This is a genomic window from Pseudomonas sp. P4_C4, assembly GCF_056402055.1.
Genome location: NZ_JBFUID010000071.1, coordinates 13,761 through 28,433, shown reverse-complemented (window position 1 = coordinate 28,433; position 14,673 = coordinate 13,761). Strand labels below are relative to the sequence as shown.

The following is a 14,673-nucleotide window of genomic DNA, read 5'->3' as shown; positions in this document are numbered from 1 at the left end:
GTCCGGTGCTGGCGGCGCAGATGGGCTACTTGCCCGGCACGCTGTGGCTGATTGCTGGCGTGGTGCTGGCCGGTGCGGTGCAGGACTTCATGGTCCTGTTCATGTCCACCCGCCGCAACGGCCGTTCGCTGGGCGACATGGTCCGTGAGGAAATGGGCCGCATCCCCGGGACCATCGCGCTGTTCGGTTGCTTCCTGATCATGATCATCATCCTCGCGGTGCTGGCGTTGATCGTGGTGAAAGCCCTGGCCGAAAGCCCGTGGGGCATTTTCACGGTGATGGCGACCATCCCGATCGCGATGTTCATGGGCATYTACATGCGCTACATCCGTCCGGGTCGCATCGGTGAAATCTCGGTGATCGGCGTGCTATTGCTGCTSGGTTCGATCTGGCTCGGCGGGCAGATTGCCGCGGATCCGGTGTGGGCCAAGGCSTTYAGCTTTACCGGTCTGCAGATCACCTGGATGCTGATCGGCTACGGTTTTGTCGCGGCGGTGTTACCGGTGTGGCTGATCCTGGCGCCCCGTGACTACCTCTCGACCTTCCTGAAGATCGGCACCATCGTCGCCCTGGCCATCGGCATCCTGGTGACCATGCCCGAGCTGAAAATGCCGGCCCTGACCCAGTTCATCGACGGCACCGGCCCGGTGTGGAAGGGCGGGCTGTTCCCGTTCCTGTTCATCACCATCGCCTGTGGCGCGGTGTCGGGTTTCCACGCGCTGATCGCTTCCGGGACCACGCCGAAGCTGCTCGCCAGTGAAGGTCATGCCCGCTACATCGGTTATGGCGGAATGCTGATGGAATCGTTCGTGGCCATCATGGCCATGGTCGCGGCTTCGGTGATCGATCCGGGCGTGTATTTCGCCATGAACAGCCCGGCCGCGGTGGTTGGCGCTGATGCAGTTGCCGTTGCGCAAACCGTCAGCAGCTGGGGTTTTGCCATTACTCCGGAAGCCCTGCAAGCCGTGGCCCATGACATCGGTGAAACCACCATCCTGGCCCGTGCCGGCGGTGCGCCGACCCTGGCGGTGGGGATCGCGCAGATCCTGCACCACGTGTTGCCGGGCGAGAACACCATGGCGTTCTGGTACCACTTCGCGATCCTGTTTGAAGCATTGTTCATCCTGACCGCAGTCGACGCCGGTACCCGTGCCGGGCGTTTCATGCTCCAGGACTTGCTCGGCTCCTTCGTGCCGGCCCTGCGCCGTACCGAGTCCTGGACTGCCAACCTGATCGCTACCGCCGGTTGCGTGGCCATGTGGGGTTATCTGCTGTATCAGGGTGTGATCGATCCATTGGGTGGCATCAACACCTTGTGGCCGCTGTTCGGCATCTCCAACCAGATGCTGGCCGGTATCGCGCTGATGCTCGGCACCGTGGTGCTGATCAAGATGAAGCGCCAGCGTTATGTCTGGGTCACCTTGCTGCCGGCGGTATGGTTGCTGATCTGCACCACGACAGCGGGCTTCATCAAGCTGTTCGATGCCAACCCGGCGATCGGCTTCCTCGCCCTGGCGAAGAAGTACAGCGATGCCCTGGCCAACGGTCAGGTGCTGGCCCCGGCCAAGAGTATCGACCAGATGCAGCACGTGATCTTCAACGCCTACACCAACGCAACGCTGACCGCGCTGTTCCTGTTCGTGGTGTTCAGCATCCTGTTCTTTGCGCTCAAGGTCGGTATTGCCGCCTGGGGCACCAAGGAGCGTACGGATAAGGAAGCGCCATTCCACGCGCTGCCGGATGCCTGATCATGTTCAATGACCTGAGTCGCCTCGGTAAATACCTCGGTCAGGCCGCACGCCTGATGGTCGGCATGCCCGACTACGACAACTACGTCGAGCATATGCAGACCAAACACCCGGACAAACCGGTGATGGACTACGAAGCGTTCTTTCGCGAGCGCCAAGAGGCCCGTTACGGCAGTAAAGCCGGACCGAAGTGCTGTTGAGTGACATAAAAAAACCGGCTGAGCAGACTGTGTGAAAATGCACTGAAGGCCAACCCAACAAATGCCCCGACAAGTCGGGGCATTTGTTTTTGATCTTGGCAAACCACGTTTTCACACGGTCTGTTCCGGTGCCGTTTGCATTTCGCAGTCCTGCTTCTTATCTTTCCTGGTGCACCGGCCTTTTATCAGTGGTGCACCAGGCTTCGACTGGAAATGCCGAGGACTACTTCAACTTGGAAAGTCGTCCATTGAGTTATCTGAATTTCAGTAGAGCGTAGGTAATCGCCATCCAACTTAGAGTAATGATCGTCATTACTACGTTAATCATCAGAAGACGCTTCAGGTGGGGCGGGAAGTTTTCGATATCGATAGGGTCCACATCACCGAGGCGTATATACGCCCTCGGTCGCACTACCATCCCGGCAATTTTAGTGATCAGTACAAATCCCCCAAACCAGCCCTGCCCCCGCCATCCTGGCCCCCAAATGAAAATGTAGCGACTGTTTTTCAAGGCTTCCATCATGGCATCCAGATGACGACGGCTCAGGTACAGGCAGTAAGCAATGTTCATAGCCCCCAGCAGAATTGGACCGCCAGCAACAGTAACTGCAATCCACGGGGACCAAGTGTCGATGCTGGTCATGGCTGTCTTATTTCAAACATTTTCTCACCTACGAATTCGCCCCCCATACCACCCGCTTCTGTCCCCACCCACGCGCTAATCCCTACCACGGCCCCAACGCAGATAACACCACCTATTGCCGTGGTAACCCCAAGCGCAAGGCAAATAGAGCCACTAATCAAAGGAGCTCCTGCCCCACCCGCAATCCCACCAATGGTAGACCCTACAAATTTTCCTCCTTCAGTAAATTTCACCTTCTCACAAGCCGCTCCAGAGTCACCAACACAAACTTCCTGAATAGCCAGCAACGATGAAACTCCACCAATCCCAATTCCGATGTACCCCCCGGCGCCCATGTACTTCGCCGCCCGACTGATCGCCTTCACATGGGTCGCGTAACCCGGTATCTGCCCCGGCGCACCAGCCTTGTCCCAGTGGTGCACCAGACTGCGACTGGAAATGCCGAGCGCCGTTTTTAGTTTGGGATGATCACCCAATGTCGTGTAGCCACGCAGGCGAGTGGAGTTCAGCAAGTGGGCGTCCAGCTGGGCGAGCAGCCGCTGGCGTTCGGCGAAGAACTGCGGCGACCGCAGGTGCCCATGCTGACGATAGCTGTCCTGATGCAGGCGCTCCATGGCTTGCAGGGTGTCACGCAGTCGGGTCAGGTGTTTTTCCATCACCACCGCGCTGACGCCAAGCCAGGTCGAGGATTGGCCAGTAAAGCTGGCGATTTCARCCGCGTGGCGGAACATGAATTCCGCTTCGTCCGGCGTCAGGGGATCGAGTGCCAACTTGACCTGTTGCGCGGCCTGCATCAGCTGCGCTTCCTGGTAGGTGCAGGAGGTGTTGTTCGGATCGCTCAGTACGATCAGCGAACCGGCCTTGATATCGCCTCGCTCAGGATTGAGCGCTCGAAACTTGCGCATCACGACGGCATCGGGCGTGGCGAACAGCGTTGCCTCCAATGCCTCGCGGGTCATGCTTTTGGGTACCACATGGAAGCCCGGCTCTTGAGGTTTCGCGCGGGCGAATATCGCAGGCGCTGGAGGGTTCGAAGGGGCGAAACCAGGCTGACGTGGCGCGGCCGGTTGACTGGTTGCAGCACTGGAAACGGGTTGCGCGGCGCTCCTGCCCGTTCGCGGTGCAGAATTAGCGCTGCGATAGGTGGCCGTGACCACCGAAGGGATCAGCCGGGCCTTGCAGGGGCAATCGCTGTGGCTGTCCAGCGTGCCCGCCACGGCTTTGCCATGACTGATCATGTAGGAAATGCCACCGACGATCTTGTAAGTCTTGCCGTCCTTGCCACAGGTGACCCGATCACCTTCGCGGGCATGGGCGATGCCGTACATCATGACTCCGGTATGACCATCCAGGACTTTGCCGCCACAGGTAGTCTTGTCATGCAGGCCAATGAAATGTCCTTCGTTCATTGATGTTCTTCCTCCTTGATGGAAGGCAGAAAGTCCTCGGCCATCGACACACCTTCACGTCCCACTAACAAACAACCGCCCTGTAAGGTGTTGATGATCTCGTCGCCATTGCAGAGACGGCTGCCGACCAGCGGGGCGTCAAGACTGCGAAGAAATTCAGCGGAGACTTCGTTGGTATACAAGGGGTGCACAGGTGCATTCATTTACAACTTCCTTATCGTCATCGATTTGAGTTGCCTTTCCTTCTCATCTAGGCAGAAGCGCTGAGCAGAGAGAATATTGGGCGACGACGAATAAGACGGTGGGACGCGTGCTGAACGCAATCCAATGGCATAGCCAAAATGAACAAATAGGAATTTTCGCAATAACAAACAACCCATTTCCTACAAAGGTTGTTACACAGAATGTGTGAATAGCCGGTTTTTTATTGAGTGCAGGAACGCCCTGAATGGCTCAGGCCGCGTGGTAATCCGAATCGTCACTGCCACTTTTGTCCCGGGGCATGGAAGCATTGCCAGCATTTCGTTCATGAGGCTGATGATCCGGCCTGGCGATCTTGAGCGCCCGGTCGGCGACCTTGGCGTTATGCATCAGGCGACAGAACACGGCGGCGACGATGATCGACAGCAATGACCAGATGACAATGGCTTTGAGGAGCATGGCGAAACCTCTCGCGGCAAACAATTCTTACGATCGCCAGCGTCCATGCAGCAAAGGCTACCCATCCATTGTGGCAGGTGTACATGATCTTGCATTTGCTTGCTGATTTGAACTGTTTATCAGCTATCTCCCAAGATGAAGCGACAGTTTCCCGGACCGGTACTTTAATGGATGTTCTGGAGCGACTGATCACTGGGCTGTCATAGCCTTAAGGCTATGGATCCCATACCGAAAAGCTATTTCTTCAATCGGTGATCCGGATCCACGCTTAAGGATGATTAGCTGAAAACAAAATCAAGAGGAGATGCCATGTCAACTGAATCGAAATGCCCGTTTAATAACGCCGCTGGCGGTGGCACGACGAACCGCGACTGGTGGCCGAACCAACTGAACCTGAAGATCTTGAGTCAACACTCGCCCAAATCAGACCCGTTGGGGGGCGACTTCAACTACGCCGAAGCCTTCAAGAGCCTGGACTTCCAGGCGTTGAAAAAAGACCTGACTGCGCTGATGACCGATTCCCAGGACTGGTGGCCGGCGGACTTCGGTCACTATGGGCCTTTCTTTATCCGCATGTCCTGGCACGCCGCAGGCACCTATCGCACCGGTGACGGCCGGGGCGGCGCCGGCTCCGGCCAGCAACGCTTTGCACCGCTCAACAGCTGGCCGGACAACGTCAGCCTCGACAAGGCCCGTCGACTGCTCTGGCCGATCAAGCAAAAGTACGGCAACAAAATTTCCTGGGCCGACCTGATCGTCCTCACCGGCAACGTTGCACTGGAGTCCATGGGCTTCAAGACCTTTGGTTTTTCCGGTGGCCGCCCGGATGTCTGGGAACCGGACGAAGACGTCTACTGGGGCTCGGAAAGCAAGTGGCTGGGTGGCGACGTGCGATATGGCAAAGATGCCGGGCAAGCTCCCGCAGAGCGCAATCTGGAAAACCCACTCGCCGCCGTGCAGATGGGCCTGATCTACGTMAACCCCGAAGGCCCTGAAGGCAACTCCGATCCGGTCGCCGCCGGGAAGGACATCCGTGAAACCTTTGCGCGCATGGCTATGAACGACGAGGAAACCGTCGCGCTGATTGCGGGCGGTCACGCCTTCGGTAAAACCCACGGTGCCGGCCCTGTCGACCATGTCGGACCTGAGCCCGAAGCCGCTGGTCTCGAACTGCAGGGCCTGGGCTGGAAGAGCACGTTCGGTACCGGTAAAGGTGGCGACACTATCTCCAGCGGCCTGGAAGTGACCTGGACGACCACGCCAACCCGGTGGAGCAACAACTACCTGGAAAACCTGTTCGGTTACGAATGGGAACTGTCCAAGAGCCCGGCGGGGGCAAACCAGTGGAAGCCGAAAAACGGCGCTGGTGCCGGCACCATTCCAGATGCCCATGATCCGTCCAGACGGCGTGATCCGACGATGCTGACCACGGACCTGTCGCTACGCTTCGACCCGATCTATGAACCGATTTCCCGGCGCTTCCTGGCCAATCCAGACCAGTTGGCCGACGCCTTCGCCCGTGCCTGGTACAAGCTGATTCACCGTGACATGGGGCCGCTCTCACGCTACCTCGGCCCGGAAATGCCGAACGAAGAGCTGCTGTGGCAAGACCCGATCCCTGCCGTCGACCATCCACTGGTCAACGACAGTGATGTGGCCGCACTCAAGGGCAAAATTGCCGCCTCGGGGCTGTCAGTCTCGCAACTGGTATCGACGGCGTGGGCGGCGGCTTCCTCTTTCCGTGGCTCCGACAAACGCGGCGGCGCCAACGGCGGGCGTCTGCGCCTGGCACCGCAGAAGTCCTGGGAGTCCAACCAGCCAGAACAACTGGCCCGTGTGCTGGCAAAACTCGAAAGCATCCAGGGCGAGTTCAACAGTGGCGGCAAGAAAATCTCCCTGGCCGACCTGATCGTGCTCGCCGGTGGCGTGGGCGTGGAGCAGGCCGCGAAAAATGCCGGCCAAAGTGTGACGGTGCCTTTCACCCCAGGGCGCATGGACGCCAGCCAGGAACAGACCGACGTCGAATCCTTCGGATTCCTTGAACCGATTGCCGACGGCTTCCGTAATTACCTGAAGCAACAGTACCGTGTGCCGGCCGAAAAACTGCTGATCGACAAGGCGCAACTGCTGACGCTCAGTGCGCCGGAAATGACGGTATTGCTGGGTGGGCTGCGGGTGTTGAACACCAATGTCGGCCAGAGCAAACACGGTGTCCTCACCTCACGGCCGGAAGCCTTGACCAATGACTTCTTCACCAACCTGCTGGATATGGGCGTGGAGTGGAAGCCCGTGTCGGATGCCCGGCAAGAGTATGAAGGGCGCGATCGCAAGACCGGTGCAGTGAAGTGGACGGGGACGCGGGTTGACCTGGTCTTCGGTTCCAATGCGCAGTTGCGTGCCTTGGCCGAATTCTATGCCTGCGCCGATGCGCAGCAGCAGTTCGTCAAGGACTTCGTCGCTGCGTGGACCAAAGTGATGAACCTGGATCGATTCGATCTGGCGTAGTCAAAAAGCCTGAACTTGCCGCGACCTGTCTGGATCAGGTCGCGGCAAGCCCTTCTACTGTTTTTTCGTCGCTGACAGACCAGGCATCGATCACCGATTGCAGGAACTGCTCCGACAATCGAGGGTTGTCCAGGGCTCTGGCGATCAATATGGCCCCGGTAATCGATGACAGGATGCGCAAGGCTTCCTGGTGCTTTTCATCATCGGTTTCGCCGTCGACCAATGGCAGCAGCGTTTCGATCAGGGTCTGCACGCCTTGGGTGAACGAGTGGCTGACAGCACCGCCATTGCGCGCGACATCGGCCCCCAGGGCAGGGATCGGGCAGCCTTCGGTCCAGTTGCTCAGGTGACTCTGGGTCAGGTAACCCTTGAGCAGTTCGGGGATGGATTTCGCCGCTCGCCAGTCTTCGATGTTGGTTTCGAACGTGCGGCTGACCGCCTCTGACGCCAACTGCTCCTTGCCACCGGGGAACTGACCGTAAAAGCCGCCATGGGTCAGGCCCACCGAGCGGGACAGCTCGCCGATACCGATGCCGTCGATGCCTCTTTCCCGGTACATCTTCGAGGCTGCGCCGAGGATCGCTTCCTTGTTGGCTGCTGCCTGGTCTTTCGTCACTTTCATGAGTGGGGTCCTGTCATCCGATGAGCGCCTTGGCAATTTTTTGCTGAGGGGCTGGTATTGATGATGATCATAATATAAATTCGCGGCAATGGTTTTGCAGGCCGACGAGCCCGTGGCTCAAGTCAGAACACCTCACAGGGTGCCGCCCCATGAAACGTCATGATCTGCGCAGTATCGACCTCAATCTGCTGGTGATTTTCGAGGCGCTCATTCAGGAGCGCAACGTCACACGGGCCGCAGAAAGACTTTCCCTGGGCCAGCCGGCGGTCAGCGGTGCATTGGGGCGTCTGCGCACACTGTTCAACGACCCTCTGTTTAAACGCATTGGCCACAAAATGGAACCGACCGCCCGGGCCTTGCAGGTAGCGCAAACCCTTGGGCCCGCATTGGACTGTATCTGCGCTGTCGTCAGTCTGACGGCTTCCAATAAAAACCCTGTTGATTCAGAGGCTTGATCTGAGCATTCATTTTTTTGCCCTTAAACATGACGGTCATCATTAATGATGATAGCCAAGTTCACTCCGTTCAATTCGTCGCAGCCCCCTGCGCGGCCGAGAATTCTCCAACCCCTAACCCGTCAGGCGGACACCCCCCATGGAACAGTCACTCAAACCTTTGCGTTACCCCCTTGCTGCATTGGCGTTGGCGACCCTCACTGCTTGCGGCCACGCCCCCGATGCCGCCCAGGCTCCGGGTGCGCCGCCTGTCACGGTCGCGAAAGTGCTCGAGCAACCTATCACTGAGTGGGATGAAGTCACCGCCCGTCTGGAAGCGCCGGAAACCGTCGTGGTTCGACCGCGGGTGTCGGGGCAGATCGATCGTGTTGCCTTCACCGATGGCGAGTCGGTGAAGAAAGGGGATTTGCTGTTCCAGATCGATCCACGGCCGTTCGAACACGAAGTACACCGCATCGAAGCGCAATTGCAACAAGCTCGCGCCACGCTGGTTCGAGCTGGCAATGAAGCGCAACGTGGCCAGCGCCTGTTGAGCAGCAATGCGATCTCCGCTGAACTGGCCGACACGCGCACCACCACCGCCCAGGAAGCCCGCGCCGCCGTCGATGCCGTGCAGGCGCAACTCGATCTGGCACGCCTGAACCTGAGCTTCACCCGTGTCACCGCGCCGATCAGCGGCCGGGTCAGTCGTGCCGAAATCACCGCCGGCAACATCGTCACCGCCGACACATCGGCCCTGACCAGCGTGGTCTCCACCGACAAGGTCTACGCCTATTTCGATGCCGACGAGCGTCTGTTCCTCAAGTACGGCCAGCTCTCCCGTCAAGGCCGGCGCAGTCAATCCACGCCGGTGTACATGGGTTTGTCGAACGAGGAGGGCAATAGCCACCTGGGGCAGATGAACTTCGTCGACAACCAGGTCAATCCCAAGACCGGCACCATCCGTGGCCGTGCGGTGTTCGACAACGCCGACGGCCAATACACCCCGGGGCTGTACGCCCGATTGAAACTGGTGGGCAGCGCGGCCTATGCCGGCCTGCTGATCAAGGACGAGGCAGTGGGCACTGACCTGGGCAAGAAGTTCGTGCTGGTGATCGACCAGGACAACAAGGCCGTGTACCGCAGCGTCGACCTTGGGCCGAAGCTCGAAGGCTTGCGCATCGTGCGCAGCGGTTTGCAGAAGGAAGACCGCATCGTCATCAACGGTCTGCAGCGGGTTCGTCCCGGCGCGGTGGTCGCGCCTCAGGACGCACCGATGGCCGATGCGCAAACCGTCGCCACCCTGGCCCGCCAGCGGCAGGCCATCGAGGCGGGTAATCAGCCCGTCGCTCCGTCTCCGGCGCTGGTGAAAACCGACGCTGGCGTATCGCCCCGCGGATAAAGGAACACCGTCATGAAGTTCTCCCAGTTCTTTATCACGCGGCCGATCTTCGCCGCAGTGCTGTCGTTGCTGATCCTGATTGCCGGCGGCATTTCGCTGTTCCGGTTGCCGATCGGCGAATACCCGGAAGTGGTGCCACCCACTGTGGTGGTCCATGCCAACTACCCGGGCGCCAACCCCAAGGTCATCGGCGAAACCGTGGCTGCCCCCCTCGAACAAGCCATCACCGGCGTCGAGAATATGTTGTACATGTCTTCGCAGTCCACGGCGGATGGCCGGCTCACGCTCACCGTGACTTTCGCCCTGGGCACCGACCTGGACAACGCTCAGGTGCAGGTGCAGAACCGCGTGACCCGTACCGAACCCAAGTTGCCGGAGGAGGTGACGCGCATCGGCATTACCGTCGACAAGGCGTCGCCCGAGCTGACGCTGCTGGTGCACCTGGTGTCGCCGGACAAGCGCTACGACATGCTCTACCTGTCCAACTACGCGATCCTCAACGTCAAGGACGAGCTGTCGCGGCTGGACGGCATCGGTGACGTGAAGATGTTCGGCATCGGTGATTATTCACTGCGCATCTGGCTCGACCCGAACAAGACCGCGTCACGCAACCTGACCGCCACCGATGTGGTCAATGCGGTGCGTGAACAGAACCGTCAGGTCGCGGCCGGCCAATTGGGCTCGCCGCCTGCACCCAACGCCACCAGCTTCCAGATGTCGATCAACTCCCAGGGACGCCTGGTCACCGAAGAAGAATTCGAGAACGTGATCGTACGCAGTGGTGCGGATGGCGAGATCACCCGCCTCAAGGACATTGCCCGGATTGAACTCGGCTCCAACCAATACGCACTGCGCGCTCTGCTCAATAACCAGGAAGCGGTGGCGATGCCGATCTTCCAGCGCCCGGGTTCGAACGCGATCGACGTGTCCGACCAGGTGCGGGCGAAGATGGCCGAGCTGAAGAAGAGTTTCCCGGAGGGCATGGACTACGAGATCGTCTATGACCCGACCATCTTCGTGCGCAGCTCGATTGAAGCGGTGGTTCACACGCTGTTCGAAGCGCTGATCCTCGTGGTGCTGGTGGTGATCCTGTTCCTGCAAACCTGGCGCGCCTCAATCATTCCGCTGGTCGCCGTGCCGGTATCGCTGATCGGGACCTTCGCCGTGATGCATTTGCTCGGGTTCTCGCTCAATGCGCTGTCGCTGTTCGGTCTGGTGCTGGCCATCGGCATCGTGGTCGATGACGCTATCGTGGTGGTGGAGAACGTCGAGCGAAACATCGAGTCGGGACTTGAACCGGCCGAGGCTACCCAAAAGGCCATGGGCGAGGTGACCGGGCCGATCATCGCCACGGCTTTGGTGCTGTGTGCGGTCTTCGTGCCGGCCGCTTTCATTTCCGGCTTGACCGGGCAGTTCTACAAGCAGTTCGCCCTGACCATCGCCATCTCCACGGTGATCTCGGCGTTCAACTCGCTGACTTTGTCGCCGGCATTGGCGGCGGTGTTGCTCAAGGCCCACGGTGCGCCGAAAGACCGTTTCTCCAAAGTGCTGGATCGGCTGTTCGCAGGCTGGTTGTTCAAGCCCTTCAACCGGCTGTTCGAAAAGGCCGGCAATGGTTACGTGGTGGCGGTGGCCAGGGTCATTCGCGGCAGCAGCGTGGCCCTGCTGGTTTACGCTGGCCTGATCGCCATGACGTACATGGGTTTCAGCACCACACCGACCGGCTTTGTGCCGACCCAGGACAAGAAGTACCTGGTGACCTTTGCGCAATTGCCCGATGCGGCCAGCCTTGACCGCACTGAGTCGGTGATCCGGCGCATGAGCACCATCGCCATGAACGAACCGGGCTTCGACAGCGCCGTGGCGTTTCCCGGCCTGTCGATCAACGGTTTCACCAACAGCCCGAATGCCGGCATCGCGTTCATCGGCTTGCGTCCTTTCGATGAGCGCAAAGACCCAAGCCTGTCCGCCGGGGCGATTTCCGCTTCGCTGAATGCCAAGTTCGGCGGCATTCAGGATGCCTACATCGCGGTGTTCCCGCCGCCACCTGTGCAAGGCCTGGGCACCATCGGCGGGTTCCGCCTGCAGATCGAAGACCGGGGCAACCTGGGCTACGAAGAGCTGTACAAGGAAACCATGAACATCATCGGCAAGGGGCGCAGTGTCCCGGAGCTGGCCAACCTGTTCACCAGCTACACGGTCAACGTGCCGCAAGTCGAAGCCGCCATCGACCGCGAAAAAGCCAAGACCCATGGCGTGGCAATCAACGACATCTTCGACACCTTGCAGGTGTACCTCGGATCGCTGTACGCCAACGACTTCAACCGTTTTGGCCGTACCTATCAGGTCAACGTCCAGGCTGAGCAGCAGTTCCGTCAGGAACCGGAGCAGATCGGCCAGTTGAAGGTACGCAACGACCGTGGAGAAATGATTCCACTGGCTACGTTCGTCAAGGTCAGCCCGACGTCGGGGCCCGACCGGGTCTCGCACTACAACGGGTTCGTCACCGCGGAAATCAACGGCAGTGCAGCCCCCGGCTACAGCTCCGGCCAGGCGCAAAAAGCGATCGAGAAACTGCTCAAGGAAGAACTGCCCAACGGCATGACCTACGAGTGGACTGACCTGACCTACCAACAGATCCTGTCCGGCAACACCGCGCTGTTGGTGTTCCCGCTCTGCGTCCTGCTGGCGTTTCTGGTACTGGCTGCGCTGTATGAAAGCTGGAGCCTGCCGCTGGCGGTGATCCTGATCGTACCAATGACCCTGCTGTCGGCGATTGCCGGGGTGATCATCTCCAGGGGCGACAACAATATCTTCACCCAGATCGGCTTGATCGTGTTGGTGGGCCTGGCCTGCAAGAACGCGATCCTGATCGTCGAGTTCGCCAAGGACAAACAGGACCAGGGCCTGTCGCCGCTGGACGCTGTATTGGAGGCTTGCCGCATGCGTCTGCGGCCGATCCTGATGACGTCGTTCGCCTTCATCATGGGGGTGATTCCGCTGGTGACTTCCACCGGGGCCGGTTCGGAAATGCGCCGGGCCATGGGGGTTGCCGTGTTCTCCGGGATGCTCGGGGTGACCTTCTTCGGGTTGCTGCTGACGCCGGTGTTCTTCGTCCTGATTCGTCGCTACATCGAACGTAAAACCGCGCGCAAGGCGGCCCGGGTTCACGCGCTCAACGTTATTGATTCGGAGGCACACTGATGAATGCTTTCAAGCTCTTCGTTCCCAGCCTCCTGGTCACGGCATTGGCCGCCTGCACCGTGGGGCCGGATTACAAGACCCCCGACACGGCGCCTGCCCATGTCGTCTCGGCACAAGGAGCCAACTACGATCAAACGCGATTCGAAACGGTGTGGTGGCAGCAATTCGACGACCCCACGCTGAATCAGCTGGTCGGCAAAGCGCTCAACGGCAACCGCGATCTGCGCGTGGCCTTCGCCCGCTGGAAAGCCGCCCGGGCCATCCGCGATGACGTCAGCAACGACAATCTGCCGGTGGTCACCAGCCGGGTCAGCAGCGTGCAGGGCAAATCGCAGGTGCCGGGCCTGACCGAGAGTCGGGTCAATACCGAGCGCTACGACCTGGGCCTGGACATGGCCTGGGAGATCGATCTGTTCGGACGCATCCAGCGTGAACTGGAATCCAGCGACGCCCGGGAAGACGCCACGGCGGCGGACCTGTACCAACTGCGGGTGACCATGATCGCCGAGCTGGTGGATGCCTATGGTCAACTGCGCGGTGCGCAACTGCGGGAAAAGATCGCCTTGGCCAACCTGAAGAACCAAAGCGAATCGCGCGCCGTGACGGTGAGCCTGCGTGATGCTGGCGTGGGTAACGAGCTCGACGTTGTGCGTGCCGACGCCCGCTTGGCGGCTGTCGAGGCGAGCGTGCCGCAGTTGCAGGCGGAGCAGGTGCACCACAAGAACCGCATCGCCACGCTGCTGGGCGAACGCCCGGACACCCTGAGCATCGACCTGAGTCCAAAGAACCTGCCGGCCATCGCCAAGGCATTGCCGATTGGCGATCCTGGCGAGCTGTTGCATCGGCGCCCGGATGTGCTCGCGGCAGAGCGCCGGTTGGCGGCGTCAACGGCGGATGTCGGCGTGGCCACCGCCGACCTGTTTCCACGGGTGAGCTTGAGTGGGTTCCTCGGCTTCACGGCGGGGCGTGGTTCGCAAATCGGTTCCAGTGCCGCCCGTGCCTGGAGCCTGGGGCCGAGTATCACCTGGGCCGCGTTTGACCTGGGCAGTGTGCGGGCGCGCATTCGTGGCGCAAACGCCGACGCCGAGGGAGCATTGGCGACCTATGAACAACAGGTGCTGCTCGCGCTGGAAGAGTCGGAAAACGCGTTCAGCGACTACGGCAAACGCCAGCAACGCTTGCTGTCGCTGATCAGGCAAAGCGAGTCGAGTCGCGCCGCGGCCGATCTGGCGGCGACGCAATACAAGGAAGGGGTGGTGGACTACCTGGTGTTGCTGGACGCACAACGCGAGCGGTTGAATGCCGAGGATGCCCAGGCACTGGGTGAGACCGATCAGTACCGCGCCATTGTGGCGATCTACAAATCCCTGGGCGGCGGTTGGGACAGCGGTGAAACCCGGCTCGCGAAAAACAACTGACTAACCCGTTGTAGGAGCAAGCTCGCTCCTACAGTTAATGACCATCCACAATGCGCGGCAGCCCCAACGGATTGCCCTCGCGCAGAGGCTCCGGCAGCAGGGCATCGGGAAATCCCTGGTAGCCCACCGGGCGCAGGAAACGTTTGATGGAAGTCATGCCCAATGAAGTAAAACGACTGTCCGAGGTGGCCGGGAACGTCCCGCCATGCACGGTGGAAAAACACACTCGTGCGGATGGGCGAAGGCGTTGACCAACGACGTGCCCGCAGTTGCGGGTTTGTATCCGCAGGTATCGGCAACGCCCGCCGTTACCCGGGCATACAAAACCGGCGTTTCCCGACACCTGGGCGATACACGGAGGCCTCCAAATGGAATCACCGGCAGCGTCACTTTCGGCGCGGCCTGGCGTGGTTCAACTGGAGGAAAGA

At 60.1% G+C, this 14,673-nt stretch carries 12 protein-coding genes and 1 pseudogene; 7 read left to right on the top strand and 6 right to left on the bottom strand.

What is annotated here, in order from left to right; translation table 11 throughout:
• On the top strand, nt 1-1,748 hold a 1,748-nt coding region (locus AC1DXW_RS26985), incomplete at its 5' end, for a carbon starvation CstA family protein (RefSeq protein ID WP_477760687.1).
• A gap of 2 nt (nt 1,749-1,750) precedes the next feature.
• Nucleotides 1,751-1,948 (top strand): YbdD/YjiX family protein, encoded by a 198-nt coding sequence (locus AC1DXW_RS26980; protein ID WP_007976534.1) that lies wholly within the window; start codon nt 1,751-1,753, stop codon nt 1,946-1,948.
• Nucleotides 1,949-2,201: 253 nt separating this feature from the next.
• Here the strand turns inward: AC1DXW_RS26980 and AC1DXW_RS26975 are convergent, their stop codons facing one another.
• The 4 genes from AC1DXW_RS26975 to AC1DXW_RS26960 all read right to left on the bottom strand — a co-directional run bounded on the left by AC1DXW_RS26975 (nt 2,202) and on the right by AC1DXW_RS26960 (nt 4,660).
• Nucleotides 2,202-2,591, bottom strand: a complete 390-nt coding sequence (locus tag AC1DXW_RS26975) for a hypothetical protein (protein WP_477755160.1) — start codon at nt 2,589-2,591, stop codon at nt 2,202-2,204.
• Nucleotides 2,588-4,000 (bottom strand): PAAR domain-containing protein, encoded by a 1,413-nt coding sequence (locus tag AC1DXW_RS26970; RefSeq protein ID WP_477760686.1) that lies wholly within the window; start codon nt 3,998-4,000, stop codon nt 2,588-2,590. Before AC1DXW_RS26970 ends, AC1DXW_RS26975 begins: the two co-directional genes overlap by 4 nt.
• Complete coding sequence (locus AC1DXW_RS26965) at nt 3,997-4,203, bottom strand: hypothetical protein (RefSeq protein WP_477755158.1); 207 nt, start codon at nt 4,201-4,203, stop codon at nt 3,997-3,999. The genes AC1DXW_RS26970 and AC1DXW_RS26965 overlap by 4 nt, the downstream gene beginning before the upstream one ends.
• A 250-nt stretch (nt 4,204-4,453) precedes the next feature.
• Complete coding sequence (locus AC1DXW_RS26960; protein WP_477755157.1) at nt 4,454-4,660, bottom strand: hypothetical protein; 207 nt, start codon at nt 4,658-4,660, stop codon at nt 4,454-4,456.
• 309 nt (nt 4,661-4,969) lie between these two features.
• Here AC1DXW_RS26960 and katG point away from each other — a divergent pair, with 309 nt between their 5' ends.
• The gene (katG, locus tag AC1DXW_RS26955; protein WP_477760685.1) at nt 4,970-7,165 is read left to right on the top strand and encodes a catalase/peroxidase HPI; all 2,196 of its coding nucleotides are present in this window, start codon (nt 4,970-4,972) and stop codon (nt 7,163-7,165) included.
• 34 nt (nt 7,166-7,199) lie between these two features.
• Here the strand turns inward: katG and AC1DXW_RS26950 are convergent, their stop codons facing one another.
• On the bottom strand, nt 7,200-7,787 hold the full coding sequence (locus AC1DXW_RS26950; protein WP_477755155.1) for a TetR/AcrR family transcriptional regulator: 588 nt from the start codon (nt 7,785-7,787) through the stop codon (nt 7,200-7,202).
• Nucleotides 7,788-7,936: 149 nt separating this feature from the next.
• Here AC1DXW_RS26950 and AC1DXW_RS26945 point away from each other — a divergent pair, with 149 nt between their 5' ends.
• The 4 genes from AC1DXW_RS26945 to AC1DXW_RS26930 all read left to right on the top strand — a co-directional run bounded on the left by AC1DXW_RS26945 (nt 7,937) and on the right by AC1DXW_RS26930 (nt 14,245).
• Entirely contained in the window at nt 7,937-8,242 is a 306-nt protein-coding gene (locus AC1DXW_RS26945) for a LysR family transcriptional regulator (protein ID WP_477755154.1), read from the top strand.
• Between the two features lie 139 nt (nt 8,243-8,381).
• Complete coding sequence (mexE, locus tag AC1DXW_RS26940; protein ID WP_477755153.1) at nt 8,382-9,623, top strand: multidrug efflux RND transporter periplasmic adaptor subunit MexE; 1,242 nt, start codon at nt 8,382-8,384, stop codon at nt 9,621-9,623.
• 12 nt (nt 9,624-9,635) lie between these two features.
• Complete coding sequence (locus AC1DXW_RS26935; RefSeq protein WP_477755152.1) at nt 9,636-12,827, top strand: efflux RND transporter permease subunit; 3,192 nt, start codon at nt 9,636-9,638, stop codon at nt 12,825-12,827.
• The gene (locus AC1DXW_RS26930; protein ID WP_477755151.1) at nt 12,827-14,245 is read left to right on the top strand and encodes an efflux transporter outer membrane subunit; all 1,419 of its coding nucleotides are present in this window, start codon (nt 12,827-12,829) and stop codon (nt 14,243-14,245) included. Before AC1DXW_RS26935 ends, AC1DXW_RS26930 begins: the two co-directional genes overlap by 1 nt.
• A gap of 34 nt (nt 14,246-14,279) precedes the next feature.
• Here the strand turns inward: AC1DXW_RS26930 and AC1DXW_RS26925 are convergent.
• Nucleotides 14,280-14,509 (bottom strand): annotated as a pseudogene (locus tag AC1DXW_RS26925) (aldehyde dehydrogenase (NADP(+))); the annotation flags it as partial.
• Between the last annotated feature and the right edge of the window lie 164 nt (nt 14,510-14,673).

Excerpts from the sequence above, each read along its gene's own strand:
- AC1DXW_RS26980 (WP_007976534.1), top strand. The coding sequence starts at position 1,751 with ATGTTCAATGACCTGAGTCGCCTCGGTAAATACCTCGGTCAGGCCGCA.
- AC1DXW_RS26975 (WP_477755160.1), bottom strand. The coding sequence starts at position 2,591 with ATGACCAGCATCGACACTTGGTCCCCGTGGATTGCAGTTACTGTTGCT.
- AC1DXW_RS26965 (WP_477755158.1), bottom strand. The coding sequence starts at position 4,203 with ATGAATGCACCTGTGCACCCCTTGTATACCAACGAAGTCTCCGCTGAA.
- AC1DXW_RS26960 (WP_477755157.1), bottom strand. The coding sequence starts at position 4,660 with ATGCTCCTCAAAGCCATTGTCATCTGGTCATTGCTGTCGATCATCGTC.
- AC1DXW_RS26950 (WP_477755155.1), bottom strand. The coding sequence starts at position 7,787 with ATGAAAGTGACGAAAGACCAGGCAGCAGCCAACAAGGAAGCGATCCTC.
- AC1DXW_RS26945 (WP_477755154.1), top strand. The coding sequence starts at position 7,937 with ATGAAACGTCATGATCTGCGCAGTATCGACCTCAATCTGCTGGTGATT.
- mexE (WP_477755153.1), top strand. The coding sequence starts at position 8,382 with ATGGAACAGTCACTCAAACCTTTGCGTTACCCCCTTGCTGCATTGGCG.
- AC1DXW_RS26935 (WP_477755152.1), top strand. The coding sequence starts at position 9,636 with ATGAAGTTCTCCCAGTTCTTTATCACGCGGCCGATCTTCGCCGCAGTG.
- AC1DXW_RS26930 (WP_477755151.1), top strand. The coding sequence starts at position 12,827 with ATGAATGCTTTCAAGCTCTTCGTTCCCAGCCTCCTGGTCACGGCATTG.